At 73.3% G+C, this 21542-nt stretch carries 19 protein-coding genes; all 19 read right to left on the reverse strand.

Annotated features, from left to right (window positions below; translation table 11 throughout):
• Window positions 1-67: 67 nt before the first annotated feature.
• The 19 genes from ACFTXQ_RS24275 to ACFTXQ_RS24365 all read right to left on the reverse strand — a co-directional run bounded on the left by ACFTXQ_RS24275 (window position 68) and on the right by ACFTXQ_RS24365 (window position 21498).
• Window positions 68-1252: a lipase family protein gene (locus tag ACFTXQ_RS24275; protein WP_382644093.1), complete on the reverse strand. Its 1185-nt coding sequence runs from the start codon at window positions 1250-1252 to the stop codon at window positions 68-70.
• 183 nt (window positions 1253-1435) lie between these two features.
• Window positions 1436-2482, reverse strand: a complete 1047-nt coding sequence (zapE, locus tag ACFTXQ_RS24280; protein WP_382644095.1) for a cell division protein ZapE — start codon at window positions 2480-2482, stop codon at window positions 1436-1438.
• A gap of 8 nt (window positions 2483-2490) precedes the next feature.
• Window positions 2491-5076: a PEP/pyruvate-binding domain-containing protein gene (locus ACFTXQ_RS24285; protein ID WP_382644097.1), complete on the reverse strand. Its 2586-nt coding sequence runs from the start codon at window positions 5074-5076 to the stop codon at window positions 2491-2493.
• A 105-nt stretch (window positions 5077-5181) separates the two neighbouring features.
• Window positions 5182-5964, reverse strand: a complete 783-nt coding sequence (locus ACFTXQ_RS24290; protein ID WP_382644099.1) for an alpha/beta fold hydrolase — start codon at window positions 5962-5964, stop codon at window positions 5182-5184.
• A 37-nt stretch (window positions 5965-6001) separates the two neighbouring features.
• The gene (locus tag ACFTXQ_RS24295) at window positions 6002-6670 is read right to left on the reverse strand and encodes a DUF4097 family beta strand repeat-containing protein (protein ID WP_382644101.1); all 669 of its coding nucleotides are present in this window, start codon (window positions 6668-6670) and stop codon (window positions 6002-6004) included.
• 197 nt (window positions 6671-6867) lie between these two features.
• Window positions 6868-7278, reverse strand: coding sequence for a hypothetical protein (locus tag ACFTXQ_RS24300; RefSeq protein WP_382644177.1), 411 nt, complete (start codon window positions 7276-7278; stop codon window positions 6868-6870).
• Window positions 7173-7508: an Ada metal-binding domain-containing protein gene (locus ACFTXQ_RS24305; RefSeq protein WP_382644103.1), complete on the reverse strand. Its 336-nt coding sequence runs from the start codon at window positions 7506-7508 to the stop codon at window positions 7173-7175. The genes ACFTXQ_RS24300 and ACFTXQ_RS24305 overlap by 106 nt, the downstream gene beginning before the upstream one ends.
• Window positions 7509-7512: 4 nt before the next feature.
• A complete protein-coding gene (locus ACFTXQ_RS24310) occupies window positions 7513-8220 on the reverse strand; it encodes a 2OG-Fe(II) oxygenase (RefSeq protein ID WP_382644105.1) in 708 nt (235 codons plus the stop codon).
• Window positions 8221-8235: 15 nt separating this feature from the next.
• Window positions 8236-8742 (reverse strand): methylated-DNA--[protein]-cysteine S-methyltransferase, encoded by a 507-nt coding sequence (locus tag ACFTXQ_RS24315; RefSeq protein ID WP_382644107.1) that lies wholly within the window; start codon window positions 8740-8742, stop codon window positions 8236-8238.
• A gap of 15 nt (window positions 8743-8757) precedes the next feature.
• Window positions 8758-9465, reverse strand: a complete 708-nt coding sequence (locus tag ACFTXQ_RS24320) for a 2OG-Fe(II) oxygenase (protein WP_382644109.1) — start codon at window positions 9463-9465, stop codon at window positions 8758-8760.
• A gap of 91 nt (window positions 9466-9556) precedes the next feature.
• Window positions 9557-9991 (reverse strand): nuclear transport factor 2 family protein, encoded by a 435-nt coding sequence (locus tag ACFTXQ_RS24325; RefSeq protein ID WP_382644111.1) that lies wholly within the window; start codon window positions 9989-9991, stop codon window positions 9557-9559.
• Between the two features lie 30 nt (window positions 9992-10021).
• Entirely contained in the window at window positions 10022-10891 is an 870-nt protein-coding gene (metF, locus tag ACFTXQ_RS24330; RefSeq protein WP_382644171.1) for a methylenetetrahydrofolate reductase [NAD(P)H], read from the reverse strand.
• A gap of 35 nt (window positions 10892-10926) precedes the next feature.
• Complete coding sequence (locus ACFTXQ_RS24335) at window positions 10927-11922, reverse strand: carbohydrate kinase family protein (protein ID WP_382644113.1); 996 nt, start codon at window positions 11920-11922, stop codon at window positions 10927-10929.
• A 53-nt stretch (window positions 11923-11975) separates the two neighbouring features.
• Window positions 11976-13184 carry a methionine adenosyltransferase gene (gene metK / locus ACFTXQ_RS24340; protein WP_382644115.1) on the reverse strand — a complete coding sequence of 403 codons (1209 nt, stop codon included), beginning with the start codon at window positions 13182-13184 and terminating at the stop codon, window positions 11976-11978.
• Window positions 13184-14809, reverse strand: a complete 1626-nt coding sequence (locus ACFTXQ_RS24345; protein ID WP_382644117.1) for a lyase family protein — start codon at window positions 14807-14809, stop codon at window positions 13184-13186. Before ACFTXQ_RS24345 ends, metK begins: the two co-directional genes overlap by 1 nt.
• Before the next feature lie 151 nt (window positions 14810-14960).
• Window positions 14961-16919 carry an FAD/NAD(P)-binding protein gene (locus tag ACFTXQ_RS24350; protein WP_382644119.1) on the reverse strand — a complete coding sequence of 653 codons (1959 nt, stop codon included), beginning with the start codon at window positions 16917-16919 and terminating at the stop codon, window positions 14961-14963.
• The gene (locus ACFTXQ_RS24355) at window positions 16916-18601 is read right to left on the reverse strand and encodes an FAD-dependent monooxygenase (protein ID WP_382644120.1); all 1686 of its coding nucleotides are present in this window, start codon (window positions 18599-18601) and stop codon (window positions 16916-16918) included. Before ACFTXQ_RS24355 ends, ACFTXQ_RS24350 begins: the two co-directional genes overlap by 4 nt.
• Window positions 18602-20485 carry an FAD-dependent monooxygenase gene (locus ACFTXQ_RS24360; protein ID WP_382644122.1) on the reverse strand — a complete coding sequence of 628 codons (1884 nt, stop codon included), beginning with the start codon at window positions 20483-20485 and terminating at the stop codon, window positions 18602-18604.
• Window positions 20482-21498, reverse strand: coding sequence for a methyltransferase (locus ACFTXQ_RS24365; RefSeq protein WP_382644124.1), 1017 nt, complete (start codon window positions 21496-21498; stop codon window positions 20482-20484). The genes ACFTXQ_RS24360 and ACFTXQ_RS24365 overlap by 4 nt, the downstream gene beginning before the upstream one ends.
• Window positions 21499-21542: the final 44 nt, after the last annotated feature.

Below are 21542 nucleotides of genomic sequence, written 5' to 3' on the forward strand. Positions count from 1 at the left end.
GGCCAGGCCGATCGCTCCGAGATACGCCACCTCCGCCACCGCCGGCTTCACCGGCTGACCACCACGGCTACCCGACGGGGCAGTTGCCGTCCGCCGGGCGCCCCGCGAAGCGATCGGCGAGCCAGGTGGCCGCCGCGGCTGCCTCGCTGATTCCTCCGGTGATGTGGCCGCGGCCCGCGATCGCATGCCAGTGGACGTCCGCGCCCTTCGCGCACCAGTCGGCGCGCAGCTGCTGGGCGACGGCGTACGGGATGAACTCGTCGCTGACCGCGTGGTACTGGTACACCGGCGTGGCCGGTGCGGTCCGGCCGAGCTTGGACTGGTTCATCCGGGCCTGCCAGTCGGGCTGGGCCAGCGGGTCCTTCGTGGTCATGTCGGAGATCCGCTTGAAGGAACCGCCGAGCGTGTCGATCGCGGCGCAGTGGGTCCTGAGGCCGGAGACCAGCAGTCTGCCCGCCGGGTTGAGGTAGGAGTCCAGATTCAGTTCCGGGAAGGCCGCGTCATGGCCCGCGGCCGCCATGAAGACGAGGCCGGAGCCGATGGAGCCGTTGTTGAAGTCCATGACCTTGAGCAGGTCCGCCGGGACCCCGCCGGCCGCCGCCCCCTTGACCTGGAGTTCGGGGGCGTACGAGCCCTGCAGCTCGGCCGCCCAGCCGGCTGCCTGGCCGCCCTGCGAGTACCCCATGATGCCGACCGGGCCGGAGGCCGGCAGCCCGGCCTCGGGCAGCTGCTGGGCGGCGCGCGCCGCGTCGAGGACGGCGTGCCCCTCCGACGGGCCGACAGAGTAGGTGTGCGGGCCCGGGGTGCCGAGGCCCTCGTAGTCGGTGACGACCACGGCCCAGCCGCGCTGGGTGAGCTGATGGACGAGGTTGCCCTCCGAGGAGGTGCCGTCGGGGAAGTGGTCGCTGGGCGCGCAGGAGTCGTCGAGGCCGACCGTGCCGACGGCGTAGCTGACCAGGGGGCGGGGGCCGGTGCGGCCGTCCTGCGGGACGATGACGGTGCCGGAGACGGTGTTCGGGGCGCCGTCGGCGGTGGTGGAACGGTAGTGGATCTTCCAGGCCTTGGTGTTGGTGGGCCGGCCAGGCCGCGGGTGAAACGACGAGGGGGCGCTGGCGACCAGGTCGCCGGGGCGGGCGGCGGCTTCCGGCGCGCCGGGCGAGGCGTGGGTGGTGGTCGCGGGGGTCCCGCCCACCAGGGCCAGCGCGGCCACGGCGGCCGGCGCGGCGCATCGGATACGCGTTCGGATACGCATGGGGGCTCTCCCAAGGGGTCCGCGGGGGGGGTGCGAGGAGACCGGGGTGACCGACCGGTGGGAAGGCCCTCGGCCGGGCAGCTCAGCTTTGCGGACCCGGCCCCTCGATCCCCGTCCCGTCCCGCCCGGCGCCGGGCGCGCCGGGGCCACGTCACCCGAAAGAGGGCCTGCTGCGGCGTGTCCTCACCGGGGGCGGTGGAGCATCGCGAGGCGGCTTGCCGTGCGGTTCAGGTCGCGGGGGAGGGGCTGGTCGGTGGTCAGGGGGTCGGAGCCTATGAGGATCAGCCGGAGGTCGCGGTCGCTGGCGACGTCCACGAGGTTCGCGAAGCGTTGCAGGCCGTTCGCGGAGGTCTCGGGCAGCGGGGGCACGCCCTCCAGGACCAGGGTGGTGAACCGTTCGGCGAGGGCCAGGTAGTCGGGTACTGCCGTGGCGGTCTCGCACAGGGCGTCGTAGTCGAACCAGACGAGGTCGGCCCGTACCGCGCGGGCCGGCAGTTCCCGCAGGTGGGCCCGGACGGTGGCGGCTTCCGCGGGGGGTGGGGCGGTGAGGCCGTGTGCCGCCAGGGCGGCGTCCTCCGGGGGCAGGCACAGGCCCGTCGAGAACCGGCGGTCGCCGTCCGCCGGCACCGGGAGACGGCGGAAGTCCACCGGGCCCGTGACGTCCAGGACGTCCATCCGCTCTTCTATGAGCTTGATCGTCGGCTCGAACAGGTGGTGGTAGAGCGGGTCCGGCATCAGTCCGGTGGGCGGGTAGTTGGAGGTGGTGACCAGGGTGATCCGGCGGTCCAGCAGCGTGCGGAAGAGGCGTGCGATCAGCATGGCGTCGCCCGCGTCGTGTGCGTGGAACTCGTCGAAGACCAGGACCCGGCTGTCCCCGATCAGCTCGTCGAGAGCCCGGTCGACGGCGCTCTGCCCGTCGCGGCGGGAGCCCGGTGCCGTCACGCCGTCGTGCAGCTGCCGGAAGAAGTCGTGGAAGTGCAGGCGGCGTTTGCGCCCGGTGGGCAGCCCTTCGTAGAAGGTGTCCACCAGCCAGCTCTTGCCCCGGCCCACCGGGCCCCAGACGTAGAGGTCGCGGGGTGGCCTGGGGAACGTCCAGGCCGGCCGGGCGAGTTCGGCCGCCAGGTGGGCCAGCCGCTCGACGGCGGCTTCCTGCTCCGGGGCGACCGAGAATCCGCGCCGGGCGGCGGCCTGGTGGAAGTGGTGGCGCATGGCCTGGTCGTGTTTGTGCACCGGGTGGATCATCCGTTCGTGTGCTGGGAGGTGGGTTCCAGGGCGGTGGTTGCCGCGCGCAGGACGTCCACCGTTCCGCGGCCGCCGTCCACCCGGATCCTGTCCCCCGTCCGGATCCGCGTCGTGGCGTTGCCGCATCCGACCACCGCCGGGATGCCGAGCTCGCGCGCCACGATCGAGGCGTGGGAGAGGTTCGCGCCGACGTCCGTCACGATCGCCGAGATCCGCGTGAAGAGGGGGGTCCAGCCGATGTTCGTGACCGTGGTGACCAGGATTTCGCCGGGCCGGACGGTCTCGCCCTCCTCGACGGTGGCGATGACCCGGGCGATGCCCTCCACCACGCCGGCGGACGCGGGCGAGCCCGCGACCGTGTCCGTGGGGGGCGTCGTGTCCTGCGGGTCGAACAGGTCCGCCCGCCGGTTCGGGTCGGCGGCCCACGTCGCCGGGTCGAACTCGCCCCGGATCAGCGTGGGGTACGTGGGGAGCGCGCGGTAGCCCTCGTACGCGGCGCGGCGGGCCGGCACGGTGGCGAGCGCGGTCCGGTCGCCGCCGAGTACGGCGAGGATCTCCTCGCGGGACAGGAAGAAGAGGTCGTCCCCCGCGCCGCTGATCTCGCCGGCGCGCAGTACGAACGTCCGCAGCAGCCAGAACACTCGGGCGATCTCGGTGCGGGCGGCCTCCCTCAGGCGTGCGGAGGCCGCCCAGCTGTCCACCGCCGCACGTATCCCCGCCACCCGCCGGGGGTGTTCGGCGGCCAGGCGGCCCCATGCCGCCTCGCGGGCGGTGGTCTGCCGTGCGAGCCGCAGCGCCGCGTCCTCCTCGACCGTGCCGAGTGCGGCCATCTGCCGGTCGATCCACTGCGCGTCCTCGGCGGGCCGCGGGAGGGACACCTCGAACTCGTGCGGGCTGCGGTGGCCGTAGGCGCGGGTGTAGGTGTCGCGGTCGGTCTCGCCGCGGGCGAGCCGTTCCAGGCCGAGAAGCGGTCCCATGCTGGCCAGCCGGCCGTCGTTGCCCAGGCCGGTGGTCATCAGGTCGGCGTCCGCTTCGCCCACGAGGGACTCCAGGGTGCCGCGTACCTTGACGAGGGCGTCGCCGCCTTGGCGGGTGGCGGCCTGGAGCATGTGGCAGCAGCGGCGGAAGTACGGCGCCACCTGCGACTCCCACAGGGCCGACAGGTCCCCCGCGCTCTCCGCGGCGGCGACACGGGCCCGCAGTTCCTCGCAGTGCGCGGGCGCCTCCTCCAGGAACGCCGGCAGCTGCTTGCCGTTCGCGCGGATGCGGCTCATCACCGCGAACGCCTCGCCGATGGTGTCCCGCCAGACACGCAGCCTGGATGCGGGCAGCAGCGGAATGGCCATGCCCTCCGGAAGGCGCCCGAACACCAGCTCGTTGGCCCGGGCGAACTTCCGGCCCTGCCCGAACGCGGCCGCGAGGGTGGCCGTGACGCTGAGGTTCATGTAGAAGCGGCCGCCGATGTTCCCGTACATCGGGCGTCCCTCCAGGCTGGCGCCGACCATGACGTCGCCCATGAAGGCCTTGACGAACGACCAGGTCGCGGGCGTCATCACGTCCGGGACGGCCTCCCCCAGGTTGGCGCTCGTCCACAGGGAGTCGGTGCCGGTGCTGTCGTTCCACACCTCCGGCCGGGGCGCCGCGACCGTGGTGATCGGCCGTGCCTGGAGAATGCGGAAGGAACCCGCCTCGCGGGCCCACTCGACGTCGCGCGGCTCTCCGTACAGCTCCTCGATCGCGAGTCCGAGCCGGGCCAGTTCACGGGCTTCGGCAGCGCCGAGGACCGGGGTTTCGCGCAGGTCGGCGGGGACCGGCCGCTCCGCGGTGCCGTCGGCGGTCGGTACGGTCATCGCCTCCTTCACGGCGATGCGTTCCTCCACGACGGCCAGGCTCGCCCGGTCGACGAGCAGGGTGTCCGGGGTGACCAGCCCGCTGACGACGGCTTCGCCCAGGCCCCAGGCCGCGTTGATCACGAGCCGGTCGGCGCGTCCGCCGAGCGGGTCGACGGTGAACATCACCCCGGCGGCATCGGCGGCCACCAGCTCCTGCACCACCACGGCCAGCGAGACGTCCTCGTGTGCGATGCCGGCCCTGGCCCGGTAGGCGAGGGCGCGGTCGGTCCACAGGGACGCCCAGCAGCGCCGGACGGCGGCCAGGAGGGCGGGCTCGCCGGAGATGTTCAGGTACGTGTCCTGCTGGCCGGCGAAGGACAGATCGGGCAGGTCCTCCGCAGTGGCCGACGACCGCACGGCGACGGTGCGTGCGCCGTCGCCGAGTTGGGCGTACGCCTTCGAGACGGCCTGTTCCACGGCGGGGGGCAGGGGGTTCTCCTCGAACAGTGCCCGGATGCGGGCGCCCGCCCCGTCCGGGTCCCCGTCCGGTCCGGATGCGGCCGCGAGCTCCGCACGGATGCGGTCGGCCATGCCGGTCGAGGTGACGAACTCCTGGTACGCGGCGGTCGTCACGTGGAATCCGCCCGGTACCGGCAGCCCGGCGCGCGCGAGCTCTGACAGAGCCGCTCCCTTGCCGCCCGCCGTCTCCAGCGTCGCGGTGGTGGCGTCCAACGGCAGCAAGAAGTCCATGCTCTGATCCCCCGACTCGGCGCGTTCATACATGCCTATTGTTTGATCCACATGTTGATCGTTCCGAGATTACGGCCGGACGCGCTCCGTCCGCGACGAAGGCGCTCAGCCGGCCAGTTCGCGGATCGCGTCGGCTACGGCCCGGGAGTCCTTGCGGAGGATTTTGGAGTGGTTGCTCGCCACCTTCGCGGCGACTCGGATGTTGGGGTTGCGGGCGCATACCGGGTCGAGGTTGGCGCGGATCTGTTCCATCAGTTTCGGGTCGCCGCCCAGGTTGCCGCCGGTGGCGAGCACGTACCGGGTCGGTACCGTCAGACGGTCGAGGACCGGGTTGAGGGCGGCGGGCGCACACAGTTCGTTGGCCTCGATGTTGATCTCGGCGTGTTGGGCGGCGCTCATGCGTGCGGCCAGGCCGAGCGGGCGGGCGATCGGGAACAGCGGGCTCATCTTGCGGAACAGCTTGTGGATCTGTTCGCGGGCGGCGTCGTCGAGCCACTCGTGCGGCAGGGCGCCGTCCACGGATACCGCCGCCAGGGTGCGGTCCGGGTTGCGGGCGGCCCAGTGCGTGGCGAGCAGGGCGCCGTAGGACCAGCCGACCAGGATCGGCCGGTCCACGTCCCTGGCGGTGAGGACGGCGTCCAGGTCGCGCAGGCACGCCTCGAACGAATAGTCCGTGGCGCGCTTCGACTTGCCGCGGGCGCGCTCGTCGTAGGTGATGTGGCGGTAGTCGCCGCCGAGGTCGGTGATGACGCGCCGCCAGTGCGACTGGTCGGCGTAGGAGCCGTTGAGGTAGACGACGGGGCGGCCGGGGCCGCCGGTGTCGGTTACGGCCAGGGCGGTGTCGTCGATCGGGACCATGCCGGTCCAGGCCGGCCTTGTGGCGGTCATGGTGTGGCTTCTTTCAGCTTCGGGGTGGAAGGCCGGCTCAGAGGGTGCGGGCGGTGATGTTGCCGTAGGCGGTGGTGGCCTGGATGGCGAGGTCGGGGGTGCCGTTGGTGTTCTGGAGTGCGTTGTGGATGCGGCCGTATCCGGTGCCGGCGTCGAGGGAGGCGGAGCTGCCGCGGGCGGCGCCGATGGTGATCTCACCGTGTTCGGTACGCAGTTCGACGGTCCCGGCCGTGGCCTCGGTGATGTGGAGGTCGCCCTTCTGGGTGGTGATCAGGGCGGACCCACCAAGGCGGCCGAGGCTGACGTCGCCGGCCTGGAGGGTGAGGGTGGCGGCGGCGGTCTCGTCGAGCTTCACGGTGGCGTGCGCACCTTCGAAGGTGACGTCGCCGAGTCGGCCGACGCCGCGGAGCTCGCTGCTGGCGGCCTTGGCCTGGACGCGGGAGCCGGCCGGCAGCTGGACGGTGACCTCGACCGATCCGGAGTTGCCGAGGATCCGGTTCTTCGCGGGCGCGGCCTCGATCCGCAGGACCCCGTCGGTGTAGGCGATCTGGATCTGCTCGGCGGCCTTGACGTCGCGGCTCTTGGAGGCGTCCGCGGGCAGGACCTCGACGGTGGTGTCGGCGCGGTCGGCGGCGATGAAGCGGATACGGCCGGCCGGGATGTCGAGGACGGCGGCGATCGGGGCGGGGGTCTCGAACTTCTGCATGACGGCTCTCCTTGATTCGGCTTACTGCCGGGGCGTTTCCGACAAGAGAAACGCTACGTTGCCTTCAAGGATCCATCAACGACTTCGTTGCATGCAGATGGTATTTATGCAGGCCAGAGCCGTAAAATCATTGCAATGGTTCTCGCGATTAACGCAACGGAGATCATCGTTGCGTTGCAATGACATGGAAGTGAACGCTAGAACGTGAAGGTGCGTGTCGGGGTCCAGGGGGTGCTGTGGAGGAGGCGGCGGGTCATTTGGGCCCAGCCGAGGGGGGCCGCCGCGATCACCCAGGCGTCGGGGGTGGGGGCCGTCAGGCGGCGGGCCGGGCGCAGCCAGGAGGCGGCGTGTTCGGGCCAGTCGACCGTGTCCAGGACCTCGCCGCCCCGGGAGCGCCACGCCGATGCGAAGGCCGCCGCCGCCGCTGCCGACGCGGCGTCGCGGCTGTGGCCCACGACCACCGTACGGGCTCCGGATCGGGCCACGCGGGCGATCAGCGCGGTCAGTTCGGACTCCGTGTGGGGGGCGGGGGGTGGGAGTGCGGCGCAGGCGGCCCGCTCGGCGGGGGTGAGGAGGGGGGACCTGCCGCTGGTCGGCCGGCTTTCCATTCCGTGTACTCCTGCGGTAGGCAGCGGGCGCACGGGCGGTAGCCCGCCGCCCGGGCGGTGGGTTCGTCGGCGAAGAAGACGCGGTGGGGGACGTACCCGCCGCGGGCGATGGCGCGGAGCGCCGACGGGCAGTCCAGGCGGCCGTAGAGGCGTGCGCCCCGGTGGCCGCCGAACTTCCCCGGGGTGCACGACCTGTACGGGCGGCCGTCCGGGCCGGTCAGGACGTACACCCCGTCAGGACGCGTCGTGGAAGACCAGGCCCAGGGCGTGGCGGCGGCCGGAGCGGACCGTGCTGACGCCGTGGCGTACGGCCCCGGCCGACCAGCCCCGCTTGGTCTGTACCGGGCGTTCGCTGGTGGTGAAGATCAGGCCGTGGCCCTGCGGGAGGGGGGTCGTCGTGCCCCGGGACTGGGCGCGGGGGCGTTGTTCCACGAGGAGGAACTCGCCGCCGGTGTAGTCGGTGCCGTAGGAGTCCAGGCCGATGACCACCTGCATCGGGAAGACCAGGTCGCCGAACAGGTCGCGGTGCAGGGCGTTCCAGTCGCCCTCCTCGTAGCGCAGCAGGATCTGTGCCGAGCGGTCCTGGCCCGCGGCGTGGCACATCCCGATCCATTCGTCGAGGGAGTCCGGCCAGGGGGCGGGGCGGCCCAGGCGGGCGGCCCAGTCGCGGGCGATGGGGAGGAGGCGGGGGTAGAGCGCGGCGCGGAGGGCGGCCACGGGGTCGGGGAGGTCGTGGGTGAAGTAGCGGTACTCGCCCGATCCGAAGCGGTAGCGGGCCATGTCGATGGTGGTGCGGAAGCGTTCGGTGTCCTCGTAGAGGGAGGTCACGGCGCGGCACTCGGCCGGGGTGAGGAGTTGGGGGGTGAGGGCGCAGCCGTATGTGTCCAGTTCCTCGGCGATGGCCTTCCAGTCGGCCGTTTCGGTGCGGTCCGGTGCGTTCATGGGAGGCTCTTTCGGTCAGGTCGTGAGCATCGGCTGGAGGGCGCCCTCGTGGGTGAGGAGGGCGACCTTGGCCTCGATGCCGCCGGCGTAGCCGCGCAGGGTGCCGTCCGCGCCGATGACGCGGTGGCAGGGGCGGAGCAGCAGCAGGGGGTTGGCTCCGATCGCCGCGCCCAGGGCGCGGACCTGGGCGCGGGGGACGTCCAGGCGGTCGGCGAGGGCGCCGTAGGTGGTGGTCGTGCCGTACGGGATCTCGTCGATCGCGTCCCACACGCGCTGCTGGAACTCGGTGCCGTGTGCGCGCCAATTCAGATCGAAGCGGGTGCGGCGGCCTTCAAAGTACTGCCGCAGTTGGGCCACCGCTTCGGTGAAGGCCTCGGGGTCGGCCCGCCAGTCTTCGCGGGGCGGGGTGGCGCCGCGGCTGCCGGGCATCGAGAGGGACACGAGGGCGGGGGGCGTGTCGGGTGCTTCCTCCGCGACCAGGCGGAGGGTGCCCAGGGGGCTTTCCGTTGTCGTGTAGATCATGGCTCTGCCTCGGATTCAGCGGGCGTTGTGGAAGATCAGGCCCAGTACCGTGCGCCGGCCCGAGTCGACGGCGTTGGTGCCGTGCTTCATGGGGTGGCGGCGGAAGCCGTGCACGCCGCGGACGGGGCGGTGCCGGACCGGGAAGATCATTCCCTGGCCCAGGGACGGTTTGACGACCAGCGCGCGGGACTGGGAGCGGGGGCGCTGTTCGACGAAGACGTTCTCGCCTCCCGTGAAGTCCTCGTCGGGCTCGTTGAGCATGATGGCGATCTGCAGGGGGAAGACCAGGTCTCCGTAGACGTCCTGGTGGAGGCAGGCGTAGTCGCCCTTGTCGTAGCGCAGGAGGAGCGGGGTGGGCCGGGACTGGCCGCCGGCCGCGCACTCGGCGAGGAGTTCGTCGAGGGTCGCGGGGAAGCTCCGCTCCTTGAGCTGCGGGGCCCACTGGTTGGCCATCCAGGCGACGAGGGGATACAGCTCCTCGCGCAGCCGGCCCACGAGGGGGGTGGCGGTGGGGTCGGCGAAGTACTTGTAGGTGCCCCGGCCGAACCCGTATCTCTGCATCACCACGGTGGAGCGGAACAGCTGCGGCTCGTCGAAGAGGGCGGCGGTCTCCCGGCACTGCTCCCGGGTCAGGAGGGGCGGGGTGAGGGCCACGCCGTCCGTGTTCAGCTGCCGGAACAGTTCGTCCCGGTCGAGTGTGGTGTGTGGTGCGGAAAGGTTCATGGTGGCTTCCATCGTCGGCGTCGGGGGGCCGGGGTGCTGGCAGTTTTCCGACGTCGAGTTCGGGGGCCGGGGTGGGGGCGGGGGCCGGGTGTCAGGGGCCCTGCAGGGCGGCGGCGACCGCCGGGGGGTCCCAGTAGAAGGGGCGGATCTCGGTGATCTTTCCGTCCCGTACGGTCATCAGCTGGACGATCCTGGTCTCCAGGGAGCGGCCTGTCGCGCGGGCCACGAAGCGGACGCGGCTGGTGACCACGACGTCGGGGCCGTCGATCATCCGGTGCTGGTCGAGGAATTCGATGGATCGCCAGGCCTCGCCCATGACCGCCATGAAGCGTTCGATGCCTTCGGGGCCGCGCCAGTCCCCCGCGTAGGGCAGCCCGGGGGCCTGGTGCAGCACCACCTGCGGGTCGAGGCAGGCGGCGATGTCGTCGAAGGCGGCGCGGCCCGGGCCGCCCGCGGCGACGTAGGCCGTTTCGGCGGCGTAGAAGCGGGTGAGGGTTTCCGAGGTGGTGGGGTGGGTGGTGGTCACGCGTCCCCTAACGAAGGGGACGGGTGGGGGTCACCGGTGGGCGGTGCCCAGGTTCTGGTGGATCTCCAGGGTCGCCGTGGATTTGTTGAGGGTGATGTAGTGCAGGCCCGGCGCGCCTTCGTCGAGGAGGCGTTCGGACATGACGGTGGCGTGCTCGACGCCTATGCGGTGCCCGTCCGCCGGGTTGTCCTGCGCGGCTTCGAGCTGCCGGGTGAGGGCGGTCGGGAAGCGGGCGTCGCTGAGCTCGGCGAAGCGGCGGATCTGGCGGAAGTCGGTCGCCGGCATGATCTCGGGGATGATCGGGGTGTCGCAGCCGGCCGCGGCGACGCGGTCGCGCAGACGGAGGTAGTCCTCGGCGTCGAAGAACATCTGGGTGATGGCGTAGTCGGCGCCGGCCCGGCATTTGGCCACGAAGTGGCGGATGTCCTCGGTCCATGAGGGCGAGCGGGGGTGCCGCTCGGGGAAGGCCGCCACCCCTACGGTGAAGGCGCCCAGTTCACGGACCAGGGTGACCAGCTCGTGGGCGTGGTTCAGGCCGTCGGGGTGGGGGGTCCACCGGCCCTTCGGGTCGCCGGGCGGGTCCCCGCGCAGGGCGAGGACGTCGCGGATGCCGGCGTCGGCGTACTGGCCGATGATGCGGCGCAGTTCGGCGACGGAATGCCCTACGGCCGTCAGGTGCGCGACCGGACGCAGGGTGGTCTCCGCGGCGATGCGCCGGGTGACCTCCACGGTGCGGTCGCGGGAGGAGCCGCCGGCGCCGTAGGTGACCGAGACGAAGGTGGGGGTCAGGGCCTCGACCCGGCGGACGGCCTCCCAGAGCGTGCGGTGGCCCGCCGCGGTTTTCGGCGGGAAGAACTCGAAGGAGAAGGAGCGCAGGCCCGCTTGCAGGTGCTCGCGCAGGGTCTTGGCGGCGACGGGGGCGGGGGCCGGCGGTGTCACGGGAGGTCCGTCAGGAGCGGTGCCAGGGCGGCGGTTTCGTCGGGGCCGTAGGCGTCGGCGATGCGGCGGAGCAGGTCCGCCGGCACGATCTTGTACTCCTGGGTGCCGACCGATTCGAGGACCAGGGTGGCCAGGGCGCAGCCCAGCCGGGCGGCCGTCGGGGCCGGCAGGCCGCGGGCGACGGCGGCGAGGAAGCCGGAGCGGAAGGCGTCGCCGACACCGGTGGGGTCGGTGGGGGTGGGTGAGGGGAGTGCCGGGACGTGGGCCTGGGCCTGGGCCGGTTGTCCGTCGCGGGTTTCGAGGCGGGCGCCGTCGGCGCCGAGGGTGGTGATCCAGGTGCCGGTGCGGGCGAGGACCTCCTCGCGGGTCCAGCCGGTGCGCTGGAGCAGCAGGGCGGCCTCGTAGTCGTTGGTGAAGAGGTAGCGGGCGCCCGTGATCAGCCGGCGGGTCTCGTCGCGGTCGAGGCGGGCGAGCTGCTGGGAGGGGTCGGCGGCGAAGGGGATGCCGAGGCGGCGGCACTCGTCGGTGTGGCGCAGCATCGCCCCGGGGTCGTTGGGCGCGATGACGACCAGGTCCGGGGTTCCGGTGCGTTCGGCGACGGTGGCCAGGGAGATGTGGCGGGCCTCGGCCATGGCGCCGGCGTAGAAGGTGGCGATCTGGTTGTGGTCGGCGTCGGTCGTGCACATGAAGCGGGCGGTGTGGAGGGTGGCGCTGACGCGCACGGAGGCGGTGTCCACGCCGTTGTTCTCGAGCCAGGCGGCGTAGTCGGCGAAGTCCTGGCCGGCCGCGGCGACGAGGACGGGGGCGAGGCCGAGGCGGGCCAGGCCCACGGCGATGTTGGCCGCCACGCCGCCGCGGCGGACTTCGAGGGTGTCGGCGAGGAAGGACAGCGAGACGTGGTCGAGCTGATCGGGGATCAGCTGGTCGCGGAACCGGCCGGGGAAGACCGTCAGGTGGTCGGTGGCGATCGAACCGGTGACTGCGATGCGCACGTCGGGGGCTCCTGTGGTGTGGGTGGGGCGCGTGGGACGGGGTGGGTGGTTCGTCAGAGGCCTGCGGCTTTGCGCAGGGCGTCCGTGCGGTCGGTGCGTTCCCAGGTGAAGGACGGGAGTTCGCGGCCGAAGTGGCCGTAGGCGGCGGTCTGGGCGTAGATGGGCCGCAGCAGGTCCAGGTCGCGGATGATCGCGGCGGGGCGGAGGTCGAAGACGTCGGTGATGGCGCGTTCGATGCGGTCGGTCGCCACCAGGGCGGTGCCGAAGGTTTCGACGAAGAGACCGACGGGCTCGGCCTTGCCGATGGCGTACGCGACCTGGACCTCGCAGCGGGAGGCCAGGCCGGCGGCGACGACGTTCTTGGCGACCCAGCGCATGGCGTAGGCGGCGGAACGGTCGACCTTGGAGGGGTCCTTGCCGGAGAAGGCGCCGCCGCCGTGGCGGGCCATGCCGCCGTACGTGTCGATGATGATCTTGCGGCCGGTGAGGCCGGCGTCGCCCATCGGGCCGCCGATCTCGAAGCGGCCGGTCGGGTTGACCAGGAGGCGGTAGCCCTCGGTGTCGAGCTTGATGCCGTCTTCGGCGAGGTCCCGCAGGACGTGTTCGACGACGAACTCGCGGATGTCGGGGGTGAGCAGCTTCTCCAGGTCGATGCCGGCGGCGTGCTGGGAGGAGACGACGACGGTGTCGAGGCGGACGGGGCGGCTGCCCTGGTACTCGATGGTGACCTGGGTCTTGCCGTCGGGGCGCAGGTAGGGGATCGAGCCGTCGCGGCGCGCGGCGGACAGGCGGCGGGAGAGGCGGTGGGCCACCTCGATGGGCAGGGGCATCAGGTTCGGCGTCTCGTCGGTGGCGTAGCCGAACATCAGGCCCTGGTCGCCGGCGCCCTGCTTGTCGAGCTCGTCCTCATCGCCTTCGACGCGGTTCTCGTAGGCGGTGTCGACGCCCTGGGCGATGTCCGGGGACTGGGCGCCGATGGAGACGGAGACGCCGCAGGAGGCGCCGTCGAAGCCCTTGGCGGAGGAGTCGTAGCCGATCTCCAGGATCTTCTCGCGGACGAGCTGCGCGATCGGGGCGTAGGTCTGGGTGGTGACCTCGCCGGCGATGTGTACGAGGCCGGTGGTGATCAGGGTCTCGACGGCTACGCGGGAGGTGGGGTCCTCGCGCAGCAGGGCGTCGAGGATCGTGTCGCTGATCTGGTCGGCGATCTTGTCGGGGTGGCCCTCGGTGACGGACTCCGAGGTGAAGAGGCGGCGGGACATCAGGAATCCTTCGGCTTGGCGGGACGTGGGGTGGCCTGCGGCGGGGTGCGGGGGGCGAGTGCGCGGGAGACCAGGGCTTCGGCGGCGCCGGTGTAGGTGGTGGGGTCCAGGAGGTCGGTCAGTTCCCTGTCTGTGAAGTGCCGCGATATGTCCGGGAGTTCGCGCAGGACGTGGGGCAGCGGGCGGTTTTCCCGGTCGGCGGTGGCGGATGCCTCGGACAGCAGGTCCTTGGCGTGGGCCTTGCCCAGTCGTGGGGCGAGGGCGGCGGCCAGGCGCTCGGTGGCCACCTGGCTGCCGGTGAGGGCGAGGTTGCGGAGCATCCGCTCCGGGTGGGGGGTCAGGCCCTCGGCGAGCTCGGCGGCCGTCCAGGCGGCGCCGCCCGCCAGGCGCATGCACTCGCGGAGCAGCAGCCACTCGGCGTGCCAGACTCCTGCGGAGCGCTCGTCCTCCGTGACCAGGCACTGGGTCAGCCCGGCTGCCAGTGCGGGGACTTGGAGGGCGGCGCTGCGGATCAGGGTGGAGAGCACCGGGTTGCGTTTGTGGGGCATCGCGGACGAGCCGCCCCGGCCGGCCACGGCGGGTTCGGTGGCCTCGGCGATCTCCGTACGGACCAGTACCTGTACGTCGACGGCGAGTTTGCCGAGCGCGCCGGTGGTGAAGGCGAGGGCGGCGGCGAGGTCGGCGATCGGTGCGCGCAGGGCGTGCCAGGGGAGGGTGGGGCGGGCCAGGCCGGTCTCGGCGGCGAAGGCGTCGGCCAGGCGGTCGGCGTAGTCCTTGGCGGACGGCTGGGGCGGGTTCGGGTACGCCCCCGGGGCGTCGGGGGGTGGCGGGGCCGCCACGGTCCCCTGTCGGGCTCGCGGGTGCGGTAGCGGCCTGTCGGCCGCCCCGGGGCTCCGCCCCGGACCCCGCGCCTCAAACGCCGGCGGGGCTGGATGTGGCTCCGCCGATCGCCTGGCGGGGGCTTCGGTGGGGGGTGGGGTGGCGTGTTCGAGGTAGCCCGCCAGGGTGCCGGCTGCGCCGCCCAGGGAGACGGGGAGGGAGGCGCGGACCGTGGTGATGCGGGTCTCGGCCTCCAGGACCAGCTGGCGCCAGCCGGCCGCCTTGAGGCCGAAGGTGGTGGGGACCGCGTGGAGGGCCAGGGTGCGGGCCGCCATGACGGTGGTCGCGTGTTGCTCCGCGAGTGCGGCCAGGGCCTCGGCGGTGCGCAGCAGGTCGGCGGCGATCAGGTCGAGGGCGCCGGCGCAGACGAGCATCGCGCCGGTGTCCAGGACGTCCTGGCTGGTCGAGCCGCGGTGGACGTATTCGGCGGCCGTCGGGTCCTCGGCCGCCACCCGGGCGGTCAGGGCCTGGACGAGGCCCACCACCGGGTTGGCGGTTTCGCGGGCGGAGACGGCCAGGGCGCGGATGTCGAACCGGTCGGCCCGGGCGGCGGCGGTGATGGCTTCCGCGGCGGAGGCCGGGACGGTGCCCAGCCGGGCCTGGGCCCGGGCCAGGGCCGCCTCGGCGTCGAGCATGGCCTGGAGCCAGGCCCGGTCCCCCACGGCCTCCTCGACGGGGGTGGCCGCCCGTACGGGGGAGAGCAGGCCCGTGTCGGGGCCCCCGTCGAAGCCGTCGAAGGCGGTCATGTGCGGGCCTCCAGCCGGTCGGGGAGCCGCCGTGACGAAGCGGCGGAGCCGGCCCTGCGCGGGCCTGCGGCAGACCGCAGGAGCCACCCTCGCAAAGGGGCGGAGGTGCTCGTGCGGGGGCCTGCGGCAGGGGTGCGGCGTCGTCGTGGGCTCACCTGCGGGCCTCCGCCATGGGGGCCGGGCGGTGGGAAGGGGAGAGGTCCAGGAGGGCTCTGGCTATGGAGTCGGAGTCGCCGAGGGTCACCGAGTTGACGCCCGGTCTGATGCCGGCGGCGGTCACCCAGTGGACGGCCTCGGTGGGGACGCCGTAGGCGAAGCGGCGGGGGTGGGTGCGCGCGCGGGCGTCCACCGTGCGGTACGGGCGCTGGGTGACGGCCAGGCCGCCGGACTCGTACGCGGTGCCGCAGCTGCCCTCCAGCCGGTACGGGGTGGCCTGGCCGGTGTGCAGCAGGTACTGGAGCAGGGCGTCTCCGGTGCGGCGCAGGTCGGGCTCCGGCAGCCGGGCCTCGATGAGCACGCTCGCCCGTACGGGTTCGGCGTCCACGCTCCGGGAGCGGGCCGTGAAGGCGGGGGCGGGGCCGCCGGCGTCGATGGTGATCTCCAGGCCGGGGCCGAGGACCTCGACGACTCCGGCCTCGATCAGCGCGTGCAGTTCCTCGATGCGGGACACGGGAGGGCCGATCGACAGGAAGGCGTTCAGGGGCGTGTACCAGCCCTGGAGGTCGTCGCGGTACGAGTTGCCCTCCAGGCCGCCGTGGTCGACGGCCAGCCGTATCTCGTTGCGCAGGTCGCGCAGGACGTCCAGGGCCGCCTTGAGCGGTCCGCTGACGTTGCCGGCCGCGGCCTCGCGCATGTCCCGTGCCAGGTAGTCGAGGAGCCAGCGGCGGAAGTGCGCGCGGTCGGTGAAGCGGGTGGAGCCCGCGGGGCGGGCGAGCGCCTCCCAGTCCCAGCGGGCGGTCTCCTCGATGCCGTGGGCGTCGAGGAGTGCGCGTTCGGCGGCCCCGGCGGGCGCCGCGAGGTAGGCCTCGGCGAGGGCCGGGGCGCGGGCGGCCTCGCCGCGGGAGACCAGCAGGGTTTCGTAGTAGACGCTCTCCACTTCCTTGGCGATGAGCGGCCACAGGTGGGTGGAGAAGTGGACCCGCTCGCCTTCGAGGGTGCGGCGGCGCAGCGCGCGGATCGCGTCCTGGTCCAGCAGCCTGGGCTCGTGGCGGCCGTGCGCGCCCTTCTCGTTCTCGCCGCGCGCGTGGTACGGGATGCCGCGCCGCGAGCCGGCGTAGATGAGCGGCTCCTGCCCGGACGGCAGGTAGACGAGCCGGCCGGCGCGGCGGGTGAAGGTTCCGCCGCGGCCGTGGGTGAGCAGCGCCATCTGGTCGAAGAAGTTCAGGCCCAGGCCGCGGATGAGGACGGGCCGGCCCGGCTTGACCACGGAGAGGTCCAGGTCGGCCGGGTTGGCGGGCAGGAAGTGGGCCAGGCCGTGCGCGGCGGCCGTGCGCGACCACTCGGCCTCCTTCTCCGAGGGCCGTCCCCGTACGTGGCCCTGCGCGAGGACGACCGCGTCCAGGCCGGACAGGCGGGTGCCGTCGGCGAGGGTGAGGGTCTGCGGGCCGCCGGGGACGGGCCCGTCGTCCTCCAGTGCGATCGCGCGGGTGCGGTGTTCGATCACGGCGCAGTGGGCGGGGGCCTCCTGCTTCACGAGGCGGTGGGCGTACTCCAGGTAGCGGCCGTAGAAGGCGCGGGTCGGGTACGCGTCGGGGCCCAGGCGCAGGGCCTCCGCGCGGGTGGCGTCGTCGTACGCGCCGGTGTCGTCGGCGGGCACGACGGTGCGGGCCCATTCGTAGAGGCTCGGTCCCGGTTCCACGGGCCCGTCCATCTCCACCGTCCCGTCGGTGAAGACCGTCACCTGGGAGGCGACGGTGTTCATCAGCAGGAGCCGCGACTGGTCGGTGCGCCAGACCCGGCCGGCGCCCGGCGGATAGGGGTCGACGAGGTGGATGACGACCGAGCCGTGCGCGGCGGACTTGCGTTCGTTGGCGCAGATGCGTTCCAGCACCGACAGGCCGCGCGGGCCGGCGCCGACGATGCAGATCTCCAGCGTGGTGGTGGTGCTCATGCCGCCTCCCCGGCCCCGGCCCGCCCCGAGCCGGTCAGTTGGGCGACGAGTTCGCCGGGGTGGGTGGGCAGCGCGTTGCCGCGCCAGGCGACGTGCTGGTCGGGGCGGACCAGCACGAGGTCCCGTTCGTAGAGGTCGCGGGCTTCGGGGACGTCGACGTCGAGGACGGTCAGCGGCATGCCGAGGCCCTGGGCGGCCGCCTCCAGCGGTTTGCTGTCGGGGGCGCCGCCGCCGAGGCGCAGCAGGGTCCAGCCGGTGCCGAACCGGTCGTGGAGGGAGCTGCCCTGGCCGTGCCAGTCGTCGAGCCACAGGTGCGGGGCCCGGCCGCCGGGGACGCCGGAGGGGGTGTACGTGCCCCAGGAGTCGGCCGGTGGTTCGCCGTCTCCGGCGACGATGGGCGATCCGTCGTAGCGGGCTCCGAGCTGGACGCCGAGGGAGTGGGTGCGTTCCCCGTAGTCGCGCAGGAGGTCGCCCGCCCTGGCGCGGGCCTCGTCGCCGGCCGGGCCGTCCTCCTCCAGGGCGGGCGGGCGGGCGATGGAGCCGAGCCCGGCGTTGAGTTCGCGGGCGGCGGCGGTGTTGCGCAGGGCCACGGGCCGGCGTTCGCTCTCGTACGTGGCGAGCAGGCCGGGGCCGCCCCAGCCCTGGAGGACGGCGGCGAGCTTCCAGGCCAGGTTGGCGGCGTCGTCGACGCCGGTGTTCATTCCGAAGCCGCCGTTGGGGGTGAACAGGTGGGCGGCGTCCCCGGCGAGCAGGACCCGGCCGATGGTGAAGCGCTGGGCGACGAGGGCGGCGCCCGGGGTCCAGGGCCGGTGGCCGAGGACCTCGACGGGCAGTGGGGTGCCGGCGGCGCGGCGCACCAGGTCGCCGATCGGTCCGGGGCCGGCGGTGTCGGGGTCGACGGAGCTGGTGAGCAGGAAGAACTCGTCGGCGCCGTCGAGGGAGATGAGGTTCATGACGAGCTCGCTGTTGAGCGCCCAGTAGCTCCAGGCGCGCGGGCCGGTCATGACGTCCGTGTGGAAGGTGGGCAGCCGCAGGTGGGCGGCGGTGGCGCGGCGGCCCAGCACTTCCTGGTCGAGGGAGCCGGGGCCCTCGTAGTGGACGCCGAGGGAGCGGCGGACGAAGCTGCGGCCGCCGTCGCAGCCGACGGCGTAGCGGGCCCGGGTGTGTTCGGCGCGGCCGTCGGCGTCCTCGGTGCGCAGGACGACCTGGGTGCGGTCCTGGCGCAGGGCGGTGACCGTGCGGCCGAGGTGCAGGGTGATGCGGGGGCGGGTGCGGACGTGCTCGTACAGGAACCGCTCGACGTACATCTGGTTGGCGCGGTGTACGGGCTCGGGTGTCTGGTCGGTGGCGGGTGCGGCGGCGCTCTGGCGCATGCGCAGGCTGCGGGAGGCCAGGGGAAGCCGGGCCAGTTCACGGCCGTCGTAGCGGGTGAACCATGCGATGTCGGCGGGGTGTTCGGCGGGCAGGCCGAGGCGGCGGATGGGTGCGGAGATGCCCAGGCGGCGGTAGTGCTCCATGGTCCGCGCGTTGTGGGTGTTGCCGCGCGGCTCGCCGTACGGGCGGGGGGCGGCGTCGAACACGGTGGAGGGTACGCCGTGGCGGTCGAGGAAGAGCGCCAGCATCAGGCCGACCGGTCCGCCGCCGACGATCGCGACGGGGGTGTGGGAGGCGGGGGTGTCCATCTAGCACCGCCCCCTTGCCGGCTTGGGCTCCGCGGTCTTGGCGGCGGAGGCGGGCGGGGTGTGCCCGAGGGCGGTGCGCAGGGCTTCCTCCAGCGCCTGGGCGGGCTTGGCGCAGGCGGAGAGCAGGCGCATCGTCACGAAGCCGTCGGGGCGGACCAGGACGGCGCCGTCCTCGTCGTGGCCGCGCAGCCGGCTCCACTCGCCGTCGGCGTCGGCGAGCCCGCTGTCGGTGCCGGCGGCGGTGGTGACGGCGTACGCGTCGATCCGGACGCCGTGCCGGCGGGCCAGGCGGCCTGCGGCCTCCAGCCAGGCCTGGCCGTGGGAGCCGGCGAGCAGCAGGAAGGATCCGGGGGCGGTGTGCAGCTGGTGGGTGGAGACGCGGCGGCCGTCCCGGTACAGCCAGGCGTGCGGCAGCCGGGATCCGGGGCGGGCGGTCTGGGGGTACTGCAGGCCCAGCGGGTCCGCCTGGGGGCGGGGGGTTCCGTCGGGGGTGACGCGGCCGGCGTCGGCGTAGTCGTAGCCCATCTCCAGGCCGAGGTGCGCGGTGGTGATGCGGTTGGTGTCGAAGTACTCGCGCAGGACGGCGCGGCGGGTCTCCCCGTCGGGTGTGTCGGAGAAGAGGGCGGTCATCTGGGCGCGGTTCCATTCGGGGCGGGCCCCCTGGACGACTCCGGTGCCGGCGGTGAACGCGATCTGGTTGAAGAGGGAGAACAGGGCGCGTTCCACGACGCGGGCGGCGACCGGGCGGCGTTCGGCGTCGTAGCCGTCGAGCAGGGCCTCGTCGGCCGGGCCGTTCAGGACCAGGGCGAGCTTCCACGCCAGGTTGTGGGCGTCCTGGACGGCGGTGTTCAGGCCCAGCGCGCCCGACGGCGGGTGGCGGTGTGCGGCGTCGCCGACGAGGAAGACCCGGCCCGAGCGGAAGCGGCGGGCGACGGTGCCCTCCACGGGCCAGCGGCTGATGCTCTCGACCTCCATGGGGTGGTCGTCGGGCAGTTTGAGGGTGCCGCGGACCATCTTGACGATGGTCTCGTCGTCGAGTTCGGCGGCGCCCCGGTCTCCCGGCGGCCGCGAGAACATCAGCGTCCACTCCTCCGAGTGGCGGCCCCAGCGGCGCGGTCCCATGGGCACGACCCCGCAGTGCTCCAGGGTGCCGTCCTCGGAGAGGCTGGAGACGCGGTTGACGACGGCGTCGTCGTACGGGATGAACGGCGAGAAGTCCGCCCGGACGTGGAGGTTGATCCACTCGAGGAAGGTCGGGGTGCCCTCCATCTCGACGTCGTCGCGCAGCCGTCCGATCGTCTTGCCGCCGTCCGCGGCGATCACGTACGAGCAGCGCACGCGGAAGGTCTTCTCGGTGTCGCGGTCGAGGACGGTGGCGGTGACCCCCTCCTCGTCCTCCGTGAGGTCCAGGAGCTCGTGGTGGAAGAGCAGGCCGTCGGGGGCGCGTTCCTCGGCGTGCCGGCGCAGCAGCGGTTCCAGCCAGCGCTGGCCGAGGTTGGCGTGCGGCTGCGCGGAGGCCTTCGCGTAGCGCGCGGCGAGTTCGCCGCCGCCGAAGGCGCTGGTGCGGTGCAGCACCTTGCGGTCGTACGGTTCGTCCCCGCCGAGGCTGGACAGCCACACCATCGCCCCGCAGTTCTCGGGGGGCGAGCCCTCGCGGTAGATGTCGGCGGCGACGCCCAGGTGCTCGAAGATCTCCATCGTGCGGGCGTTGAGGATGTGCGCCTTCGGCTGGACGGAGGTCGAGGGGTGGCGTTCCACGAGGAGCGAGGCGATGCCGAGGTCGGACAGGGCCAGCGAGGAGGTCAGTCCGGAGCCGCCGCCGCCGACGATCAGGACGGGGACGTGGCGGTCGGGGGCCTCGGCGGGCCGGGGGGGTGTGGTCATCGTTCGTCCTTTGCCAATGCCACGACCAGCAGGCTGGTCTCCAGGGCCAGTTCCCGTACGGATTCCAGGCGGAGCCCGGCCGCGTCCAGGAGGGCGCGGTAGCCGTCGAGGGTGCGCTCGCGGCCGCCGGCCGCCATCAGCAGGTGCAGGTCCCACAGCAGCGGCAGCAGCGCGGTGCCGTCGGTGGGGATGACGCGTTCGACGATCAGCAGCCGGGCCCGGTCGGGCATGGCCGCGCGGATCGAGGCGAGGAGGCGCACGGCGTGGGCGTCGTCCCAGTCCTGCAGGACCCGTGACAGGAGGTAGACGTCGCCGTCGCCGGGGACCGCCTCGAAGACGTCGCCGCCGACCGTGCGGTGCCGGCCGGGGCCGAGCGTGCGCGTCAGGTGGGCCTCGGCGACGGGCACGACGTGCGGCAGGTCGAACAGGACGCCGTGCAGGTCGGGGTGGGCGCCGAGGACGGTGGAGAGCAGCATGCCGCCGCCGCCCGCGACGTCGACGACGGTGCGGGCGGAGCCGAAGTCGTAGGAGTCCAGGACGTCCTGGAAGAAGACGTTCCCGGCGTTCATGGCCCGCTGGAACTTGGCGGCGGCCCCCGCGTCCGCCGCCAGGTGCCCGCGCAGGGTGGTGCCGAAGGTGTGCTCGAAGCCGGAGATCCCGGTGCGGACGGCGGGCACGACGGCGCCCCAGGCGCGGTGGAACTCCTCGCCGTAGATCACCGCCATGTCCCGCATGGAGCGTTCGTGGTCGGTGCGCAGCAGGTCGCTGACGCCGGTGAGCCGGTAGCCTTCGGCGCCGTCGCCCGTGAAGACGCCCATGGCGGTCAGCAGGCGCATCAGGCGTTCGATCCCGTCCGTCCCGGAGCCGGTCGCGTCGGCGAGTTCGGCGGTGGTGGTGCGGCCGGCGTGGATGTGGTCGGGGAGGTCGAGTACGGCGGCCGCGTGGAGCGCCTGTGCCTGCCAGGCGCCGGTGAGGAGGTCCACCACGCGACGCGCGGGCTGCCCGTCGGCCATGTGTCGGAGCCTTTCGGTGTCGGTTCGTTCGTGCTCGGGGTTCG

Source organism: Streptomyces sp. NPDC057010, from assembly GCF_042673805.1.
In the GTDB taxonomy this organism is placed as follows: domain Bacteria; phylum Actinomycetota; class Actinomycetes; order Streptomycetales; family Streptomycetaceae; genus Streptomyces.

Bases quoted from the DNA above. Each gene is read 5' to 3' on its own strand.
- ACFTXQ_RS24295 (WP_382644101.1), bottom strand. From the start codon at position 6,670: ATGCAGAAGTTCGAGACCCCCGCCCCGATCGCCGCCGTCCTCGACATC.
- ACFTXQ_RS24320 (WP_382644109.1), bottom strand. From the start codon at position 9,465: ATGAACCTTTCCGCACCACACACCACACTCGACCGGGACGAACTGTTC.
- ACFTXQ_RS24360 (WP_382644122.1), bottom strand. From the start codon at position 20,485: ATGACCACACCCCCCCGGCCCGCCGAGGCCCCCGACCGCCACGTCCCC.
- ACFTXQ_RS24300 (WP_382644177.1), bottom strand. From the start codon at position 7,278: ATGGAAAGCCGGCCGACCAGCGGCAGGTCCCCCCTCCTCACCCCCGCC.
- ACFTXQ_RS24315 (WP_382644107.1), bottom strand. From the start codon at position 8,742: ATGATCTACACGACAACGGAAAGCCCCCTGGGCACCCTCCGCCTGGTC.
- metK (WP_382644115.1), bottom strand. From the start codon at position 13,184: ATGTCCCGCCGCCTCTTCACCTCGGAGTCCGTCACCGAGGGCCACCCC.
- ACFTXQ_RS24285 (WP_382644097.1), bottom strand. From the start codon at position 5,076: ATGGACTTCTTGCTGCCGTTGGACGCCACCACCGCGACGCTGGAGACG.
- ACFTXQ_RS24365 (WP_382644124.1), bottom strand. From the start codon at position 21,498: ATGGCCGACGGGCAGCCCGCGCGTCGCGTGGTGGACCTCCTCACCGGC.
- ACFTXQ_RS24345 (WP_382644117.1), bottom strand. From the start codon at position 14,809: ATGACCGCCTTCGACGGCTTCGACGGGGGCCCCGACACGGGCCTGCTC.
- ACFTXQ_RS24355 (WP_382644120.1), bottom strand. From the start codon at position 18,601: ATGGACACCCCCGCCTCCCACACCCCCGTCGCGATCGTCGGCGGCGGA.
- ACFTXQ_RS24350 (WP_382644119.1), bottom strand. From the start codon at position 16,919: ATGAGCACCACCACCACGCTGGAGATCTGCATCGTCGGCGCCGGCCCG.
- ACFTXQ_RS24310 (WP_382644105.1), bottom strand. From the start codon at position 8,220: ATGAACGCACCGGACCGCACCGAAACGGCCGACTGGAAGGCCATCGCC.
- ACFTXQ_RS24275 (WP_382644093.1), bottom strand. From the start codon at position 1,252: ATGCGTATCCGAACGCGTATCCGATGCGCCGCGCCGGCCGCCGTGGCC.
- ACFTXQ_RS24290 (WP_382644099.1), bottom strand. From the start codon at position 5,964: ATGACCGCCACAAGGCCGGCCTGGACCGGCATGGTCCCGATCGACGAC.